A 17,874-nucleotide genomic window follows, 5' to 3' on the forward strand; every position below is an offset into this window, starting at 1 on the left:
TCAAAACACTTTTTGCAGTTGCACATACCAGCGCGGCTTGCGGTCACCGCCGTCGGTCTGGCCGGGCGGGCTGTTGAGCCGCCAGGCCAGCGTGCTCGTGAGCGAGAAATCACCCGGGCGGGACCAGACCAGCCCGACTCCGGCACCGCGCAGGCTGCGCCGCACCGGACCTTCGAACGCGGTGGGGCGCCGCGCCAGATCGCCGCGCGCGGCATCGCCGAAGACGAAGGGCGTGAGTTCTTCGGTCGCGGCCCAGCGCCACTCCAGCGTCGCCACCTGGCCCCGGTCCACCAGCACCTCGCCGCTGGCATAGGCCCGCACCGCGCGCGGCCCGCCCAGCGAAATCCGCTCCGCGGCATCCAGGTTGCCGCTGGCGAACTGGCCGCTGACCGAGGCGTACAGCAGCTGGCGCGGCGCCAACACCTGCAGGCGCGAGAGCTGCCAGCCGAGTTTGGCAAACCGGCCTTGGGTGTCGCGCCCGGCGGGCGGACGGTCCAACAAGGCGGTCAGCGCATCGCGAATGCGCAGGCGGCCCAGATAGGCCGTGCCGGTGCTGGCCCAGTAGCCTCCGCCGCCCCAGGCGTCGCGCCGCTCCCAGGTCCAGCCCAGCGACACGCCGTGGATGCGCTTGCGCGCCGTGTAATCGAGTGCGCCCATCTCGTCGCGCAGATGCTTCACGTCTGCCGCGGCACGCAGAAACAGGTTCTGCGCGCGCTGGCGGATCAACGGATAGTTCAGCGAGACATCCACGACCCGCGCCACCCCCTGTGCGCCCAGCGCGGCATAGGCGCCACCGAGCTCGTAACGCGAGCGCGCCAGACCGACACCGGCGCGCAGCCCGCTGGCGCCCAGCGGCGCCTCCCATGCCAAGCGACCGAAGTTCAGCGCATTGCCCTCTGACAGCATCAAGCGTGCATCAAGGTTGTCTCCCAGCCCCAGCGGACTGGCGATGCGCAGGGTGCCGCCAGCGCGCACGCGGCCGGATTCGCGCACGCCGTGGTTGTCCACGTCGGCGGCGACGCGCACGCGCCGGTCCGCCGCCACCTCAAGCACCAGATCCGTGGTGCCCGGCTGGGCGCCGGCCTGCAACCCCGAGGAGACCGCGATGCCCGGCTGGTCCGACAGCAGCAGCATGGCCCGCTCATAGTCCTGCGCGCGCAGCGCCTGCCCCGGCACGAGTCCCGCCAGCATCGCCCGCAGCCGCGGCTCGGCGATCGGCGCGTCTTCCGCCAGCTCAAGGCGGATGTGCCCCAGCCGGCCCTCGATCACGCTGATCTCGACCTGCCCCTCGCGGATGGTCTGCACCGGCACGAAGGCCTGTGCCAGGAAATAGCCCTGCGCGCGGTAATGCGCGGCCACCTGCGCGGCCAGTTCCTCCAGTTGCGCCAGGCTGACGCGCTGGCCGATGTAGGGCTGTGCCAGCCGCTGCAATGGCGCCGCGGGCAAGGCCGCCACACCGGCGAAGCGCACCCCCCGCAGTGTCACCTCCGCTGCGGCGGGGTCTTGCGGCCCCGGCACGGCACCCGCACGCACGCGCGCGGCATCGCCCTCGTCCTGCTGCGCATCGCGGATCAGCTCGAGCTGGCGGGCCTGCCCCGCCGCGGCGCAATCGGCCTGCGGGCGCAGGCAGGCGGGCGCGCCCGCCGCCGCGCCCGGCACCTGCATGCCATCGGGCGACTGTGACAACGCCGCGCCGCTCGGCACCAGGAGGAGGATGAGCAGCGCGGCCGGCAGCAGTGCGCGCCGGTATGGCGTCCGGCATGGCAGCTCGATGGTCATTGAATTCGGCATGGATCGGTTGCTCCTGATGGACCGGGTCACGGAATCGCGGCGGCCAGCGCCTGCCGGTCGGCCGCGCCAAAACGCAAGCGCCAGTTGCCGATCAGGTTGAACGGCGCCCAGAAGAACGGGTGGGACATGCGGGGCTCGGCCAGCACTGCCAGCTGTCCGGCGCGCATGGCCTGCTGCACGTCCTGCCCCTGCGCCAGCGCCTGGTACAGGGTGCCCATCAGCACCGCTGTGGCGTCGTCCGAGACGGGCCAGAGCGAAGCGATCAGACTGCCCGAGCCCGCCGACAGGAAGGAGCGCGTGAAGCCCAGCACCTCATCCCCCTGAGCCACCTTGCCAAGTCCCGATTCGCAAGCCGAAAGCGTCACCAGCGCGGTGCCCCGCAAATCCATGTCCAGGATCTCGTGTGCCTCCAGAAACTGCGTGGGCGCCGGCGGCTGGCCGGGCACCCCGGCCAGCAGTACGCGCGAGTAAAGCGGATCGACCAGGTCGGCCTGGGCATGCGCCGCCACATGCAGCACCGCGGCGCGCCCGGCCGCCTGCGCAAAAGCCTCCTTGGTGGCCGCCGCGCCAACAAACAGCTGATGGCGCGGGAACAGGCCGGCCAGCGTACCCACCTCGCGCTCGGCGCCCGGCAGGTCATACTCGTCCGCGATGCGGGGATTGCCGAACGCCACCAGATCGGCGGGGGCGCCGGCACCAGCCGCCGCCAGACGTGCCGCGATGCTGGCCGATGGCACCACCGACACCGGGTTGCGCTCGATGAGATATTGGTCCCGCACCCGCAGCGCCTGGAACGGCAGGTAATGGAGCGCGCCATGCGGCACCATGACGAGGCGCAGCCCCGGCGCCAGCCCGAGCGGCTCGATCAGCAGGGTGCCGAGCTGGTCGGCCGCGCCCACGGCGCCGCGGCGGCCCTGGATGATGGCGTCGCGGAACGCCTCGACCACGCTGACCAGCGCATCGCGCCCGACGGCAATCCGGTGCGCCGCGATGGCGTCGGGCGAGACCACCCACACCAGCAGCGCGTCCGGCAGCGTGTGGAACTGCACGATCCGCTCGTCGGCACGCAACGTCTGCTGCAGCGTGGCCAGCGCCAGCGGCTGCTCGAGCGACTGCGCAGCGGCACTGGCACGCCCGCGCACTGCGTCAAGCAGCGCCCTGGAGCGACTGCGCTCGCTGGCCTCGAAGGCGCCGGCCGGGTTGCCCAGCTCCGTCTCGAGCGCCACGGTCTGCTCGAACAGACCCTGCAGGTCCGAGAACAGGCCCATCTTGAACTCATCGCTGCGAAACCGTGCGCGCACGCCATCGAGCTGCAGCAATGCCTGCTGCAGCGCCTGCGCCGCCGCCGTGCGGTTGCCCAGCATCAGATCGCTGCGGGCCATGCCCTCCAGCGCCCATATGCGGTAATAGCCAGTGTCCGTGCCGCCGCGCATGGCGGCCAGCTCCGCGTAGGCGGCACGGGCCTGCTGCGGATGCCCCTGCGCCAGCAGCAGGCTCGCCCGGGTGCGGTGCAGCTGCAGTGCCAGCGCGTCATCCTGCGGCGGCGCGATCTGCGCCAGCAGCGCCGCCGCGCGCGCCGTGTCGCCGGTCGCGATCAGGGCATTCGCCAGCGACGCTTCGACCAGCGGCCGGTAGCGCGGCGAACTCAGCGGCAGGGCGGCCTCGTAGCTGCGCACCGCGGCGGCGGCCTCGCCCTGCCGCATCTGCACATCGCCCAGCACCTTGCGGGCCGGCCCGGCCACCTGGCCGGCATCCTGCACCGGCACCGCCAGCGCCTCGTTGGCAAACTGCGCGGCCTTGTCCAACTGCCCAGCGTAGCTGAAGACGATGGCCAGGTCGCGCAGCGCCCGCCCGAGCAGTTCGGGATCATCGTTCGCCTGGGCCAGATGCAGGGCCTTGCTGGCCGCGCGCAGGCTCTGGCGGAACTCGCCCTGCTCGGCCAGCGCCACCGCCTGGCTGCAGTACTGGTAGCCGGTGAGCTTGACGGCGTCCTGCCCATACAGGATCGCCCCCTCGGTGGTCAGGCCCAGCAGCGTGTCGGCATCATCGAGGCGCCCCCGGCTCTGCTGCACCAGCGCCAGTGCCGGTGCCGGTGCCGGTGCGGTAGCGGCGGCCACCGGCGCCGCTACCGGCTGGGCCAGCGCGCCGGCGCTCCACCAGAAACCGACGCAGGCGAGCCAGCACAGCGCCCCCTGCCACCGCCGATCTGCTCGGCGTTCCTGCCTGCCCTCATGTTCCATGCTGCTTCCCTTTGGACTGAACGGACCGGCGGCCCGGCACCGCCACGGGTGCCGCACTGGTCAACGTCTGCAGTCTAGGGTGAGCCCACCGCCGCGCCTATTGGTTGAAGGAGATAGAACGAACGCCGTATGACAGCAGCACCGGCGCGGCGACAAAGGCAGGAGCTGCCACGGCAACGCGGCACCACGCCGCGTGCCCCTGCGTAGCGCGAAGCCAGCACGCCTGACGGCACGCCGGCTTGCCTGCCGTGTTTTGCAAGCCCCTTCTTGCCCCACCCGGGGGCTTCACGCCCAGGGAAACGAAGTGCCGTGGTGCAGCGGGGGCGACGGCGCGTCGCCGTTCTCCTGGGCGGCGGGCTGCTGCGCCATCAGCTGCTGGGCCACCACCACCGCCTCGGTGCGGTTGCGCACGTTGAGCGCCCGGAAGATCGCAGCCAGATGGATCTTCACCGTGCCTTCGCTGATGCCCAGGCTGCGGCCGATCAGCTTGTTGGGCTTGCCCTGCGACAACAGTCCCAGCACTTCGATCTGCCGGCTCGTCAGCATCTGGCGCACCCGGTCAATGGAGATGCCCGAGCCCGTCGCCGCCGCGCCGGCAGCCACCGTCCCCGGCGCCCCGGCCGGACCAGCCGTCAGCAACGCCGGCGGCACATACACGCCGCCCGCCAGCACCAGGCGGATGGCCGAGAGCATCACCTCGGCCGAATACGCCTTGGGGATGAAGCCGAGCACCCCCGTCTCCAGGGCTGCGCGCATCAGCGCCGTATCGGCCGTGCCGGAGAGCACGATGATCGGCAGCGACGGACTGCGCTCGCGCAGCTCGCCAACATGCCTCAGGCCCTGCGCGCCAGGCATGCCCAAATCGACCAGCGCCAGGTCGAGCGTCTCCAGGTCGACCTGGCGCAACTCCTGCAGCGTGGCGGCAAGCACGAACTCCATGACGGCGTCCAGCTCCATCAGCTTGCCCCGGACAGCGTCCACCACCAGGCGATGGTCATCGGCAATGAGAATTTTCATGGCAGCAAGTAGCAGCGTTGTGACATTGGGGGCACCGGAGCCGGCCAGCCCGTGGAGGGTCTGCGCAACCATAGCAACGAAGTGCCACAGGAGCAAGGCGTACGCACATGCCCTACGCCATAGGCCAAGGGCATAGAACGAGCGGAGTATGGCCGCAGCGCGGCCATTTTGAAAGAATCCGTCACATCTTTCGCCCGGAGGTTTTCGCCCATGCCACAGCCAGACGCCGTGCGCCATTGCGGGTGCCAGCCGGAAGCCGCCCCCACTGCCATGCACCGACGGGTTTCCGGTCCTGCGCGCCGCCATGAAAAGGGGCCGGCGCGGCGACGGCTGCAGCGGCGCATGCTGTCGCTGGCCGCCGGCATGTTGCTGGCCTTGCCGGCCACGCATGCCGGACCGCCTGCGGCGGAGCCCGGCGCCGCCCTCTCCTGGCGCCAGTGGCGCGGCGTGCTGTTTCGCGTCGTTGCGCCGGCGCCAGCCACGCCCAGCCGCGACCGCCCGGTCAGCTTCCTGCTGGGCACCCTGCACTTCGGCAGCGTCGAGGAGTTGCATCTCGATGCGGAGTTGCTGCAGAACGCCATGCGTCACACCCGCCTGTTCATTGGCGAGGTGCCGATGTCCGCACCGCGGAGCGCGCAGCTGGATGGCCACCGCCGGCTGCCCGCCCAGCGCAATCTGCGTGACCTGCTGGGCCAGGCGCCGTTCGACGCCCTGCAGCGCCTGTTGCCGCAGCTGCCGGCCGCACAGCTGCTGCATGCCAAGCCATGGCTGGCACTGGCACTGCTGGAATCGCGCGGCGAGACCGTCTCGGAGCAAACGCTCGACCGCCAGCTCGCGCAATGGGCTGCCCGCGAGGGCCTGCCGGCCTTCCACCTGGAGACGCTGGCGGCGCAGCTGCAGGCACTCGACTGCGTGCCCGCCGAAGAGCACGCGCAGGTGCTGCGCCAGCGGCTGGCCATGCCCTGGCTGTTCGAAGAGCAGGCGCAGCGCGTGCTGGAGTACTACCGCGCCGGAGACCTGCCGGCCTGGCTGGATGAAATCGACGCCATGACAGGCCTGGACGCGCAGGCGCGCCCCATCGAACAACGCGCGCGCCTGTGCCTCATCGAGGCCCGCAACGCGCTCTGGATGGACCAGCTCGACCCGTTGCTGCGCGCCGGCAGCGCCTTCGTGGCCGTGGGCGCGATCCACCTGACCGGCGAGGCCGGCCTGCTCGCCAGCCTGCACCAACGCGGCTTCTCCATCGTCGCCGAGCCGCTGCCGCTGCAATGAACCGGCGGCCATCCCCGAACTTCACCACGTCCATGACCAGGCAATCTCCATGACCACTTCGCAACAAGTCTTCTGGGGCCAGGGCGCCTTTCTCGCGCCGCAGCATCTGCAGGCGCAGGACGACTGGCAGCGGGCCTACGCCGCACAGCTGCTGCGCCTGATCGCGCCCTTCGCGTACGGCTTCGAAACGCTTCAATGGTCCGAAACCGCGCTGCAGAACGGCATGGTGGAGATCGAGCGTTTCGCGCTGCTGACCGCCGACGGCCAGTGGCTGCACGGCGGCACCGCCGGCCACGGCGCCGGCGCCAATGCCAGCGTGGCGGGCCGGAGCCTGCTGGAGCTGCCGGTGACCGACAAGACGCCGATCACCTTGTACCTGGCCCTGCGGCGCGAGCAGACGCTCGACGGCCTGGCCAGCACCGCCGGCAGCGGCGCCGCCTTGCCTGCACGCCACACGCTGCGCAGCACCCTGGCGGCCGACCCCTACGACCCGCAGGCGCCCGAGGCTGAAGTCCAGCTGCTGAACTACCAGCTGGCCATCGTCACCAGCCTCGACGAACAGGCCGCCGCCCTGCTGCAGGCGGCCGAAACCCACGCCTTCGCCGAAATCGTGCCGGACGGCCCGGGGCGCTTCAAGCCCTCGCCCAGTTTCATCGCGCCATGCCTGCGGCTGGATGCCTCGGCCAATCTGGCGCGCTGGAGCCGTGGCCTGCGCGACCTGCTGCTCTCGCGCGGCCTGGACTTCGCGGCGCACAAGCGCCAGCGCGGCATCCGCTCCGCCTCCACCAGCGCGCAGGAAGTCATGCGCGCGCTGATGATGCAGACCTTCGCGCGCCACTTGCCGCGCTGGCAGGAGCACCTGCGGCTGGGCACGACCTCGCCCTGGGGGCTCTACCAGGACCTGCGCGAGATGGTGGCCGAGTTCTCCGTCTTCTCCGAGGACATTGGCTACTTTGGCGCACGGCGCGCCAGCACCGGCGAACGCGGCGCACCGGACGCCGCCGAGTTGCCCGATTACGACCACCACGACCTGCGACGCTGTTTCCAGCTGGCCTTTGCGCGCGCATCGGAACTCATCAAAGGCTTGACGGTGGGCGCAGAGGTGGGCATCGCGCTGACCTACGACGGCCGATTTTTCAAGGCCGACCTGCCCGAGAGCCTGTTCGCCTCGGACCGCATGCGCTTCTACCTGGCCTTCGAGTCCGACCTCGGCGGCCAGGAACTCGCCGAGCGCCTGCAGCGCACCGGCAAGATTGCCTCGCTCGAAGACATGCCCCGGCTGCTGCAGGCGGCGCTGTTCGGCCTGAAGATCGATCTGCTGCCGGTGCCGCCCGAGGAACTGCCGCAGAAGACGCCCAACACCACCTACTTCCTGGTGGACACGCGCCACCCGTTCTGGCAGTTCATCCGCGACCGCCGCAACATCGCCGTCTACACCGGCACCCCCGCCGAGGAGACGGTGATCCGGCTCTACCCCGTAGACCCCGCCGAATAAGCCTCCCCACCGACCGCCCCGGACCCATCGCACCATGCCACGCCTGATCCACCACTTCCTGCCCTTTTTTTCCTTTGGCTTGGAGCTGGACGAGGCCATTGCCGCCCAGCGTGTCAAGGCACCGCTCGACAGCGTGCAGCAGCGGGCCCGCGAGCTGCTCGAGCAGGCTCGCCAGAACGCCCAGGCCGATGGCAAGCGCGCCGAACAGGTGGAGTCGGCCGTCTTCGCCTGCGTGGCCTGGTTCGACGAAATCGTCACCCGCAATCCCGGCTGGTGGGGCGCGGCCTCACCGCTGCAGGTGGCACTGTTCAACACCAACAACGCCGGCAACGAATTCTTCCATCACCTCTCGGCGCTGCGCGCCGGGGACGACGAGGTGCGCGAGGTCTACTACCACGCGCTGGTGCTCGGCTTCGTTGGCCAGTACTACTTCGAGACCGGCGACAACGGCGAACTGGGCAAGATCAAGGAACTGCACGGCCGGCAGTTGCCGGTGGCTCCCGCGCCGCTGCACACGCTGCGCGAAGAACCCATCACGCCACAACCTTACCAGATCGCCGCGCCGGGACCGGCGCGCTATCCGCGCCAGTGGGACCGGCTGCTGCTCAAGGCCGCCGCCCTCGTGGCGCTGCTGATTCCACTGGGTTACCTGGCCTGGCTGCTGCTGGCCGCCCCCCGCGAGAGCGGCCCCACGCTGGCCGAGCGCATCGAGCGGCAGCTGCAGACCTACGGCTGCTCGGACCTCGCCGCCAGGCTCGACGAGAGCGGCGGCGTGACCATCACGGGCCACGTCTCGCGGCCCGACGACATCGCCCGCGTCCAGCAGGACGTGCAGGCCATCGACGGCGTCAGGCGCCTTGCCACCGAGATCGGCACGCGCATCTGGCCACACTGCGAAGTGGTGGCGCTGCTGGGCCCCTACCAGCAACGCAGCATCGAACAGCGCAACGGTCTGCAGGTCACCCCCACTACCGGCCATTCGGACCGCTTCAGCGAAGGCGAGCGCGTGGTCGTCAAGCTGATCCAGGCCCACACCGATGGCTACCTGTACGTGGACTACTACACCGTGGACGGCTCGGTCATCCACCTCTACCCGAACCGGCGCGAACCCGACAGCGGCCGCGTGGTGCGCGCCGCCGAACAGTTCAACGTCGGCCAGAAGAGTGCCGAAGGCTGGATCGTCGGCCCGCCGTTCGGGCAGGAGCTCATCACCGTCATCAGCTCGCCGACACCCCTCTACGAAGGCGAACTGCCCGAGTACGAACCCGCCTCCAGCTATCTGCCGCAGCTACGCACGCTGCTCGACACCCAGCGCGCCAACCCGGCGCTGGCCGCGCAGTTCCTGTTCCTGCAGACCGAACCGGCCAGCGCGCCGGCGGCGCCCCCTCTCGCCGCGCCGGCCCGGTGAAACCGGCCACGCCAGCCTCGCGCCCCAACCGATCCACCCCTTGCCATCGCGCCATGAAACCCATCATCCATATCCTGCAAGGCTGGGCCAGCCTGATCCGGCTGCCCGGCCCCCCCAAGGGCGCGCTGCGCCTGACACTGGCGGCCATCAGCCTGCTCCTGCTGCTGGGCTTGCTGGGCTGGCTGCTGCTGGGCGGCACGCGCTGGCTGCCGGCACGCTTCTGGCAACTGGCGGCGCTGTGCACCATCGCGCTGGGCGTGCTCTGGTGGTTCCTGGTCGGCGCGCGGCGCCTGTCGCGGCGCGGCCTGGCCCGCAAGCATGCGGGCGACCTCGCGCCCGGCGACGTGGCGCAGGAGACTGCCACGCTCGAGGCCATGCGCGCGTCCGTCCGGCAGGCCCGCCAGACCATCCTGCGCTCGCCCGAGATCGGCAAGGGGCGCGAGCCGCTCTACCGCATTCCCTGGCTGCTGTTCGTCGGTGACGCGGCGGCCGAGGTACACGGCCTGCTGCAGACGGCTTCGGCCAGCTCGCCCTTTCCGGGGCCGGCCACCGCCGCCGCGCTCGCGCCGCAGCGGCAGCCCTGGCAATGGTGGTTCTTCAAATCGATGATCGCCATCGAGACCGCGCCGGAGCTGGTCTGCGACAGCAGCGCCCGGCGCGAGCGCGGCATCTGGTACCACGCGCTGCTGCAACTGGCGCAGGAGCGCGAGCACCTGCCGCTCAACGGCATCGTGGTCTGCGTGGGCGCAGCCACGCTGCAGGCCGGTACCAACGCCATCAAGCCAGTGGCGATGCGGCTGCGCCGGCTGGTCGACGAGACGCTGGAGCATCTGCAGCTGCAACTGCCCGTCTACCTAGTCGTCACCGGGCTGGAAAAGCTGCCCGGCTACACCCCTTTTCGCGACATGCTGCCGCCCGAGGCGTTGCAGCGCGCCCTTGGCCACTGCCTGCCCGGACAGCAAGCCGTGAGCGCCGCCACCAGCGCCGAGCTCGATGCCGTGTTCGCCCCGATTGCCGAGCGCCTGCACGCGCTGCGCCTGACGGCGCTGCGCCAGCAGCATGAGGCCGCCGGGCGACGCGCCATCTTCGAGTTCGTGCGGCAGTTCGGCGACCTGCAAAGTGGCCTGCAATCGCTGGTGCAGCTGATGCTGGAAGACAACCCCTTCCAGCGCACACCGCGCTGGCGCGGCCTGTACTTCACCGCCGCCGGGGCGGAGCAGGCCGGCCAGGCGCCTGCCGGCGGTGCCTTCACGGCCGATTTGTTCACCCGCTTTCTGCCGGCCGACCAGCCACTGGCCAGCGCCAGCCTCAAGGGCCGCGCCGGACGGATGGGCGTGGCCGCCATCGGGGTCGCCGCCATGCTGGGCTTTTCCACGCTGCTGGCGCACAGCCTGCAAGGCGTGCGCCAGGACGACAGCGCATTGCTGGCACAGACCCGCTCGGCCTGCCTCGAACCCAGCGACGCGGGCGCCAGCAGCCGCATCGCCTGGGTGGCCCACTGCGGCCGCGCGGTGGAGCAGCTCGAAGCGGCCCAGCAGCATTCCGGCCTGGGCTTCGGCCTGCGCCGCGCCGACCAGTCCATCGCCAGCACCAAGCAAACCCTGTTGCGCGACTTCTCCAACCTGATCCTGGCGCCCTACGAACAGGTCATCGAGGCGGATCTGGCCCGCGGACTGGCCGGCGTGGAACACCTGCTGGCCATCAGCCAGCGCCTGCGCCTGCTGGAAAACTGCCGCCAGCGCACCGACGCCTGCGGCACCATCGAGCTGGTCCACAACACGGCCTTCGATCCGCGCGCCAGGGTCTACAGCCCTTTTCTGTCGGGTGAACAGGACGTGGGATTCAGCCGCCGCCAGGCTGACGCCCTGTTCACCACCTATCTGGGCTACCTGCGCTGGCAATCCCCCGGCGCACTCGATGCGGAAACCCGCCGGCTGCAAGCCGTGCTCGCACGCCTGCTTGCCCACCGCATCCCCAGCGTCGAGCAGTTGCAGCAGTGGGCGCAAGCGCGTTTCGACGACGTGCAGCTGCGCGATTTCTGGCTGCCCGAGGACCGCGTCGTCGGCAGCGACGAGGCGGCGCTGGCGCGCGTCAGCGCCGCCTTCACGCTGCCTGTCTGGCAGGGCCACATGCAGCCCATGCTGGCTACCGCCAGTCGGGCCAGCCCGCAGCATGCCGCCGCGCTGGCCGCGCTGCGCGGCGACTACCTGCACGCCTACCAGCGTGCCTGGGGACAGTTCAACGCGCGCTTCCAGGATGGCCAGCAATTCTGGCGCGGTGCGCACGAGCAGCTCGTCGCGCGGGCCGCCCAGCCCCGGGACAATCCCTACCACAAACTCGACCAGGCGCTGCAGGAGCACGTGCTGGCCCTGCCGCTGCAACTGCCGCTTGCCTCCTACTGGCAAACCCAGTGGGCGCAGGCGCGGCAAAACTGGCTGGGCGCATGGCGGCCGCTGGGGCGCTTCATCGGCCAGGGCAGCGCCAGCGTCGCCAATGGGCTGACCAGCCCGTGGTGGACCGAACCGCGCCAGCCGCCCGCAGCCTGGGTGCCGGCCTGGCTGGAATCGCGCGCCGCACTTGACACCGAGGCGGTGCGCAACGCCACCGCCCGCAGCTACCTGCGCCTGGCGCAAAAGGACAATGCCGCCGAGCTCTACCAGGACACCGCCGGCCTCTTCCGGTCCCTCGCCGGCGGCGCGGCCGCCATCCCCGGGCAGGCCATCACGTCACCGGGCGCGCAGGATCTCGCACTGCTCCTGCTGGCCGCCGAGAAACCGCCGGATCGCTATGCCACCCGCTTCTCCGGCGACGACCTGCAGGCCTGGAGCATCGTGCAGGGCCCCGCGCGTCTCGTGCTCTCGCTCGCCATGCAGCGCACCGGCAGCTATCTGCAGGCGCGCTGGCGGGAGAGCGTGCACGACCCGCTGCAGGGCTTGCCACCGCCACAACGCCGCGAACAGCTCAACGGCCCCAACGGCCGTCTGGCGGCCTTCACCAAGGACTGGCTGGCGCCCTTCGTGACCGACACCGAGCACGCGCCGCGCCAGGTGGCCGGCGTGCAACTGCCGCTGGCCCCGGCCTTCGTCGGCATGCTCGCCGCGGCTCGCCAGTTCCAGCCCGCCGATCCGCTGCGCGCCTTCCCCGCCGGCTTCGTGCAGTTCCAGGGACCGTCCCGGTTTGGCCGTCAGAGCGAAGGTACCGGCGGCTCGCAGCTGGAGATCGTCTGCCAGGACCGCAGCTTTGGCGCCACCAGCCAGGGCGAATCATTGGCCGATGGCCGCACGCAAGTCTTCTGGGCGCCGCAGTCCTGCCCGCAAGTGCGCCTGCGCATTGCCCTGCCGGACCCGCCACCCGGGCCGGCCGCGGACCCTGCCGCCGACGATGGCCTGGCCGGAATGCCCTCCGCGCAGACCGCCACGCCGGCCGCCCAGGCGCCGCGACTGACCCTGCTCTACCAGGGCACCGACAGCTTCCCGGCATTGCTGCGCGATTTCAGGAGCGGTAGCCATACCTTCACGCTGGCGGATTTCCGCGACTCCTACACCCCGGCGCAATGGGCGCAGTTGCAGCCGGCGCTCGCGCTGGCCGGCATCACCCAGGTGCGGGTCTTCCTCAGCGTCGTGCCCACTGCCGAAATGGAGCGCCACCTCGCCGGCGCCGGCCTGGCCACCGAACTGCCCGAAAACATCCTCGAATCCTGAGAAAGCCCATGCCATGACGATCGATGTCGCCCCCCTGCTCGCGCCCATCTCCGAAGCCCGGCCCGCAGGCGAAGACTTGCGCTTCGACGATCTCTTCGACCGCATCCGCGAGGCGCGCCGCGCCGACGACCCGGGCCTCGACCAGGGCGACTGGCAAACCGAGCTGAAGGTGGCCGACTGGCGCCTGGCCGCCGAGCTGGCCGGACAGGCGCTGCGCGAGCGCTCCAAGGATTTGCAGGCCGCCGCATGGCTGGGCGAAGCCTGGCTGCAACGCCAGGGCCTGGCCGCCGCCGCGCCCGCCTTCGGATTGCTGCAGGGCCTGCTGGACAACTTCTGGGACACGCTGCACCCCCAGCCCGAAGGCGGCGACCTCGAAGAACGCGCCAGCCGGCTGGTCTGGTTCAACAACTACGCCAGCGCGGCATTGAGCCAGTGGCCGCTCACCAGCGGCGCGTCGGCCTTCAGCCTCAACGACTGGCAAACCTCCCGCGAGGTGGACAACCTCGCCCGCCAGAACCGCGAAGCGCACGAAGCCGCGCTCGCCGAAGGCAAGCCCGGCGGCGAGACGGTGGACGCAGCCCTGGCCGCCAGCGGCGGCGCGCACATCCGCGGCCTGCTGGCCGAGGTCCGGCAGGCGCAGGCAGCCTTCACGCCATTGCAAGAGAGCACCGAGCGCCACTTCGGTCGCGAAGCCCCCAGCCTGACCCGCCTTGGCGACACCCTCAAGCGCATCGAACAGGTGCTGGCACGCACCGCGCAGTCGCTGGGAGTGCAGGCGCCCTCGGCCGACACCACGGCCGACACCACGGCCAATGGTTCAGCCAATGGCTCGGCCAGCACGCCGGCACAGGCCTCGGCCCCGTCCAGCGGCAGCAGCGCCGCAGCCGGTCCGGTCGTCAACCTGCAGGAAGGCAACCAGCGCGCCAAGGCCGACGCCCTGCGGGCCCTGCAGGACATTGCCGCCTTCTTCCGCCGCACCGAGCCACACAGCCCCGTGCCCTCGATGCTCGAACGCGCCATCGCCTGGGCCGACATGCCGCTGGAGCAATGGTTGCAGGAAGTGGTGCGCGAGGAAGGCGCGCTGGCGGCGATCCGCGAGCGCATCGGCCTGCCGCGCCAGGAATGAGCCTGCGGCGGGAGCGCGGCGGCCGCCCACGCCGCCGCGGCGGTTCCTATCGCCAATGGCCTATCCCCTCGCCTGCACTTCTGGACAGTTCCCGCCGCCGCGGCGCACTTCTAGACTGACCCCATCGCAATCCTTGCTGCCGCAGCGGCTGCGCAACGTCCATCGACCCTAGCAGGAGCATTCACATGGCCAGAGAAAGCACCCAGCACAAGCTGGACCGGGTGCGCGCCCCGCGCGTGCAATTGACCTACGACGTCGAGATCGGCGACGCCATCGAGAAGAAGGAACTGCCCTTCGTGGCGGGCGTGCTGGGCGACTTCAGCGGCCAGCCCGAGGAGCCGCTGCCCAAACTCAAGGACCGCAAGTTCGTCAACGTGGACAAGGACAACTTCAACGACGTGCTCAAGGGCATTGCGCCGCGTCTGCAGTTCCAGGCCGACAACACGCTGGCCGGCGATGGCAGCCGCATCGGCGTGGAGTTGAAGTTCCGCAGCCTGGCCGATTTCGAGCCCGAACAGGTGGCCCGTCAGGTGGAACCGCTGCGCAGGCTGCTGGAGGCGCGCCAGAAGCTCGCCGACCTGCGCAACAAGATGGCCGGCAACGACCGCTTCGAGGAACTGCTCTCCGAAGTGCTGCAAAGCACCGACCAGCTCGCGCGCCTGAGCCGCGAGGTCGGCCAGCCGCCCGCATCCGACGCGCCGCAGGAACCCGCGGCCTGAAGCCGCCCCCGCTGCGGCCGACGCCCCGGACCGCCAGCAGCCAACGCCCCATTCATTCAGCGGAGATATGCCCATGTCCGACGCCCCCCAGACCGCCGCCACCGCGGCCGCCGCCAGCGCCGAGGCCCAGCCCTCGCTGCTCGATTCCATCCTCTCGCAAAGCCGCATCGCCCGCTCCGATGGCGAGAAGGACCGCGCCCGCGACCTGATCGCCGAGCTGGTCGAGCAGATATCGGCTGGCACGCTGAGCATCTCCCAGGACGCCATCGCCTCCATCGATGCGCGCATCGCGCAAATCGACGCCGTGCTCTCCGAGCAACTCTCGGCCATCCTGCATGAGCCGTCCTTCCAGCAGCTCGAAGGCAGCTGGCGCGGCCTCAAGTACCTGGTCGACCAGTCCGAGACCAGCACCACGCTCAAGATCAAGCTGTTCAACGCCAGCAAGAAGGATCTGGTGCGCGACCTCAAGAACGCCTCGGACTTCGACCAGTCCGCGCTGTTCAAGAAAATCTACGAGGAAGAGTACGGCACCTTCGGGGGTGCGCCGTTCGCCACGCTGATCGGCGACTACGAGTTCACCCGCCACCCCGAAGACCTGTACCTGCTGGAGGAGGTCTCGCACATCGCCGCCGCCGCCCATGCGCCCTTCCTCTCCGCGGCCTCGCCCGAACTGTTCGGCTTCGAGTCCTTCACCGACCTGTCGGGCCCGCGCGACCTGGCCAAGATATTCGACACGGTCGAGTACGCCAAATGGAAGTCCTTCCGTGCCTCGGAAGACTCCCGCTACGTCGGCCTGGCGCTGCCGCACGTGCTCGGTCGCCTGCCCTACGGACCGGAGACGGCTCCGGTGGAGAGCTTCAACTTCCAGGAGGACGTGACCGGCAAGGATCACTCCAAGTACCTCTGGAGCAATGCTGCCTACGCCCTCGGCGCGCGCATTACCGACGCCTTCGCCAAGTATGGCTGGACGGCCGCAATCCGCGGCGTCGAAGGCGGCGGGCTGGTCGAGGGCCTGCCCACCCACACCTTCGCAACCGACGACGGCGAAGTGGCGCTGAAATGCCCCACCGAGATCGCCATCACGGACCGGCGCGAAAAGGAGCTGGCCGACCTGGGCTTCATTCCGCTGGTGCATTGCAAAGGCACCGATTACGCGGCCTTCTTCTCGACCCAGTCAGCGCAGCGTCCCAGGGAATACAACACCGACGCCGCCAACGCCAACGCGCGCCTGTCCTCGCAGTTGCAGTACATCTATGCCGTCAGCCGCATCGCCCACTACCTGAAAAGCATGATGCGCGACAAGATCGGCAGCTTCGCCTCGCGCACCAGCGTCGAGCAGTTCCTCAACACCTGGATCACCCAGTACGTGCTGCTCGATGACAACGCCTCCCAGCAGGCCAAGGCGCAGTATCCGCTGCGCGAGGCCCGGGTCGACGTGGCCGAGATTCCCGGTAAGCCCGGCGCCTACAAGGCCGTGGCCTTCCTGCGCCCGCACTACCAGCTCGACGAGCTGAGCGTGTCACTGCGGCTGGTCGCCGACCTCCCCGCCCCGGCGCGCTGAACGCCTGGCGCGGTGCGCCCGACCTCTCCTCACACCTTCCCCCCACCTCCGGCAACCATTGACAGGAGCACAGCACCATGAGCAATTCAGACTTCTTCCTCGACCTCGACGGCATCGAAGGCGAAAGCACCGACCAGGACTTCAAGGGCAAGATCGAAATCGAGACCTTCAGTTTCGGCGTCTCCAACGAAGGCACCATGGCCAAGGGCGGTGGCGGCGGCACCGGCAAGGCGCAGTTCCAGAACATCTCCATCGGCAAATCGCAGGACAAGGCCTCGCCCAAACTCTTCAAGGCCGCCGCCACCGGCGACCACATCAAGAAAGCCGTCATCAGCGGCCGCAAGGCCAGCGGCAAGGGCAATCAGTACGTGTACCTGACCTACACGCTCGAGGACGTGATGGTCACCGGCTACAGCACCTCGGCGACGCAGGGCGACGCCGTGGTGCGCGAGCTGGTGACGCTGGACTTCGCCCGCATCAAGGTCGAGTACAAGCCGCAGAAAGCAGACGGCACGCCCGAAGGCGCCGTCGCGGCCGGCTACGACCGCGCCATCAACAAGGCCAGCTGAAGCCGCAGGTGGCGCCATGGAAACCTTCCAAGCCCCCAACACAGGCAAGCGTGTCTGGAACCTCAGCCGCAGCGTCGGCTGGGGCTACGGCTATCTCGTCTGGGATGCCAAGTTGGTGCAGTACCTGCTCAACGTGGCCCGCACCTACTACCTGGATCGCCATCACACCACCCTGTTCGACAAGCCGCTGGTGATCGACGGCAAGGTCGGCGCCCGCACGGACGAGGCATTGCGCGCCTTTGCCCGCCGCAGGGGCATCACGCGCTCGCCCGGCGTGGCCTCGCGCATCCAGGTCTCTGGCGGCGACCCGACCAGCTTCAGGCGGTATGCCTTCTGGCTGCTGCTGTGCTGCGGCTGCGACGTCAGAGATCCCGGCGGCAACGCCGGCAGCTACAGTGCCAGTGCATTCAGCTTCGACCTGTTCGACAAGCCGATGCCGCCCAAGTACCCCGGCGTGCCGCCGGACCTGCGCAGCTACCTCAAGGCGCGCTGGGAGGCGGGAGCCTGAGATGCTGCGGCCAGGTCATGCCACGCGCCCGGCGGACGCCCCGGCCGGGCTGCTCGAGCGGCTGGACGAGATGCAGGCGGGCATGCGCACGCCCGAACTGCGCACCGCGCTGGCACGCGATCTGGAGCAGTTGCTCAACACGCGCTCCGAAGCGGCGCGGCTGATTCCCGCCGCGTTCCCGGAATGCCGGAAATCCTCGCTGACGTATGGCATCCCGGATTTCTCATCCTTCAGCCTGTTCAGCCCGCAAGACCGCGACCGCATCCGGCGCACGCTCGAGCAGGCCATCATGCTGCACGAACGGCGCCTCACCCGGGTCCGGGTGACACTGGAGCCGCAGCGCCAATACAACCGCGTGCTGGCCTTCAAGGTAGAGGGACTGCTCGCGCTCGGCCGCGCGCGCGAGAAGGTCCAGTTCGATGCCGTGCTGCAACTGCACACGCAGGCCTATCAAGTCATCTGAGCGC

General features: G+C 70.0%; 13 protein-coding genes. 10 read left to right on the forward strand and 3 right to left on the reverse strand.

Annotated elements, in window-relative coordinates:
* The 3 genes from EV687_RS07955 to EV687_RS07965 all read right to left on the reverse strand — a co-directional run bounded on the left by EV687_RS07955 (position 1) and on the right by EV687_RS07965 (position 5,048).
* Positions 1-1,791 (reverse strand): ShlB/FhaC/HecB family hemolysin secretion/activation protein, encoded by a 1,791-nt coding sequence (locus EV687_RS07955; protein WP_242612541.1) that lies wholly within the window; start codon positions 1,789-1,791, stop codon positions 1-3.
* Between the two features lie 26 nt (positions 1,792-1,817).
* Complete coding sequence (locus tag EV687_RS07960; RefSeq protein ID WP_122231024.1) at positions 1,818-4,031, reverse strand: CHAT domain-containing protein; 2,214 nt, start codon at positions 4,029-4,031, stop codon at positions 1,818-1,820.
* Between the two features lie 285 nt (positions 4,032-4,316).
* On the reverse strand, positions 4,317-5,048 hold the full coding sequence (locus tag EV687_RS07965; protein WP_122231239.1) for a response regulator: 732 nt from the start codon (positions 5,046-5,048) through the stop codon (positions 4,317-4,319).
* Between the two features lie 270 nt (positions 5,049-5,318).
* On the opposite strand from EV687_RS07965, the gene EV687_RS07970 reads away from it, so the two are divergent.
* The 10 genes from EV687_RS07970 to tssE all read left to right on the forward strand — a co-directional run bounded on the left by EV687_RS07970 (position 5,319) and on the right by tssE (position 17,870).
* Entirely contained in the window at positions 5,319-6,320 is a 1,002-nt protein-coding gene (locus tag EV687_RS07970; protein WP_165392814.1) for a TraB/GumN family protein, read from the forward strand.
* Positions 6,321-6,369: 49 nt separating this feature from the next.
* Positions 6,370-7,815, forward strand: a complete 1,446-nt coding sequence (gene tssK, locus EV687_RS07975) for a type VI secretion system baseplate subunit TssK (RefSeq protein WP_122231028.1) — start codon at positions 6,370-6,372, stop codon at positions 7,813-7,815.
* A gap of 34 nt (positions 7,816-7,849) precedes the next feature.
* Positions 7,850-9,223: a DotU family type IV/VI secretion system protein gene (locus EV687_RS07980; RefSeq protein WP_122231030.1), complete on the forward strand. Its 1,374-nt coding sequence runs from the start codon at positions 7,850-7,852 to the stop codon at positions 9,221-9,223.
* 53 nt (positions 9,224-9,276) lie between these two features.
* A complete protein-coding gene (locus EV687_RS07985; protein ID WP_122231032.1) occupies positions 9,277-12,924 on the forward strand; it encodes a type VI secretion protein IcmF/TssM N-terminal domain-containing protein in 3,648 nt (1,215 codons plus the stop codon).
* Between the two features lie 13 nt (positions 12,925-12,937).
* On the forward strand, positions 12,938-14,050 hold the full coding sequence (gene tssA / locus EV687_RS07990; protein WP_122231034.1) for a type VI secretion system protein TssA: 1,113 nt from the start codon (positions 12,938-12,940) through the stop codon (positions 14,048-14,050).
* A 185-nt stretch (positions 14,051-14,235) separates the two neighbouring features.
* Positions 14,236-14,769, forward strand: coding sequence for a type VI secretion system contractile sheath small subunit (tssB, locus tag EV687_RS07995; RefSeq protein ID WP_122231036.1), 534 nt, complete (start codon positions 14,236-14,238; stop codon positions 14,767-14,769).
* A gap of 73 nt (positions 14,770-14,842) precedes the next feature.
* Complete coding sequence (gene tssC, locus EV687_RS08000; protein WP_122231241.1) at positions 14,843-16,330, forward strand: type VI secretion system contractile sheath large subunit; 1,488 nt, start codon at positions 14,843-14,845, stop codon at positions 16,328-16,330.
* A 77-nt stretch (positions 16,331-16,407) separates the two neighbouring features.
* Positions 16,408-16,899: an Hcp family type VI secretion system effector gene (locus EV687_RS08005; RefSeq protein ID WP_122231038.1), complete on the forward strand. Its 492-nt coding sequence runs from the start codon at positions 16,408-16,410 to the stop codon at positions 16,897-16,899.
* 16 nt (positions 16,900-16,915) lie between these two features.
* Positions 16,916-17,407: a peptidoglycan-binding domain-containing protein gene (locus tag EV687_RS18925; protein ID WP_162846651.1), complete on the forward strand. Its 492-nt coding sequence runs from the start codon at positions 16,916-16,918 to the stop codon at positions 17,405-17,407.
* 1 nt (position 17,408) lies between these two features.
* Positions 17,409-17,870, forward strand: coding sequence for a type VI secretion system baseplate subunit TssE (gene tssE, locus EV687_RS08010; protein WP_162846652.1), 462 nt, complete (start codon positions 17,409-17,411; stop codon positions 17,868-17,870).
* Positions 17,871-17,874: the final 4 nt, after the last annotated feature.

The organism is Corticibacter populi, from assembly GCF_004217315.1.
GTDB lineage: Bacteria > Pseudomonadota > Gammaproteobacteria > Burkholderiales > Burkholderiaceae_C > Lampropedia > Lampropedia populi.

What these genes read in the sequence shown, in the direction of transcription:
- tssC (WP_122231241.1), top strand. Translation starts at nt 14,843, where the DNA reads ATGTCCGACGCCCCCCAGACCGCCGCCACCGCGGCCGCCGCCAGCGCC.
- EV687_RS07980 (WP_122231030.1), top strand. Translation starts at nt 7,850, where the DNA reads ATGCCACGCCTGATCCACCACTTCCTGCCCTTTTTTTCCTTTGGCTTG.
- EV687_RS07965 (WP_122231239.1), bottom strand. Translation starts at nt 5,048, where the DNA reads ATGAAAATTCTCATTGCCGATGACCATCGCCTGGTGGTGGACGCTGTC.
- tssK (WP_122231028.1), top strand. Translation starts at nt 6,370, where the DNA reads ATGACCACTTCGCAACAAGTCTTCTGGGGCCAGGGCGCCTTTCTCGCG.
- tssB (WP_122231036.1), top strand. Translation starts at nt 14,236, where the DNA reads ATGGCCAGAGAAAGCACCCAGCACAAGCTGGACCGGGTGCGCGCCCCG.
- EV687_RS08005 (WP_122231038.1), top strand. Translation starts at nt 16,408, where the DNA reads ATGAGCAATTCAGACTTCTTCCTCGACCTCGACGGCATCGAAGGCGAA.
- EV687_RS07960 (WP_122231024.1), bottom strand. Translation starts at nt 4,031, where the DNA reads ATGGAACATGAGGGCAGGCAGGAACGCCGAGCAGATCGGCGGTGGCAG.
- tssE (WP_162846652.1), top strand. Translation starts at nt 17,409, where the DNA reads ATGCTGCGGCCAGGTCATGCCACGCGCCCGGCGGACGCCCCGGCCGGG.
- EV687_RS07970 (WP_165392814.1), top strand. Translation starts at nt 5,319, where the DNA reads ATGCACCGACGGGTTTCCGGTCCTGCGCGCCGCCATGAAAAGGGGCCG.
- EV687_RS07985 (WP_122231032.1), top strand. Translation starts at nt 9,277, where the DNA reads ATGAAACCCATCATCCATATCCTGCAAGGCTGGGCCAGCCTGATCCGG.
- EV687_RS18925 (WP_162846651.1), top strand. Translation starts at nt 16,916, where the DNA reads ATGGAAACCTTCCAAGCCCCCAACACAGGCAAGCGTGTCTGGAACCTC.
- EV687_RS07955 (WP_242612541.1), bottom strand. Translation starts at nt 1,791, where the DNA reads ATGCCGAATTCAATGACCATCGAGCTGCCATGCCGGACGCCATACCGG.
- tssA (WP_122231034.1), top strand. Translation starts at nt 12,938, where the DNA reads ATGACGATCGATGTCGCCCCCCTGCTCGCGCCCATCTCCGAAGCCCGG.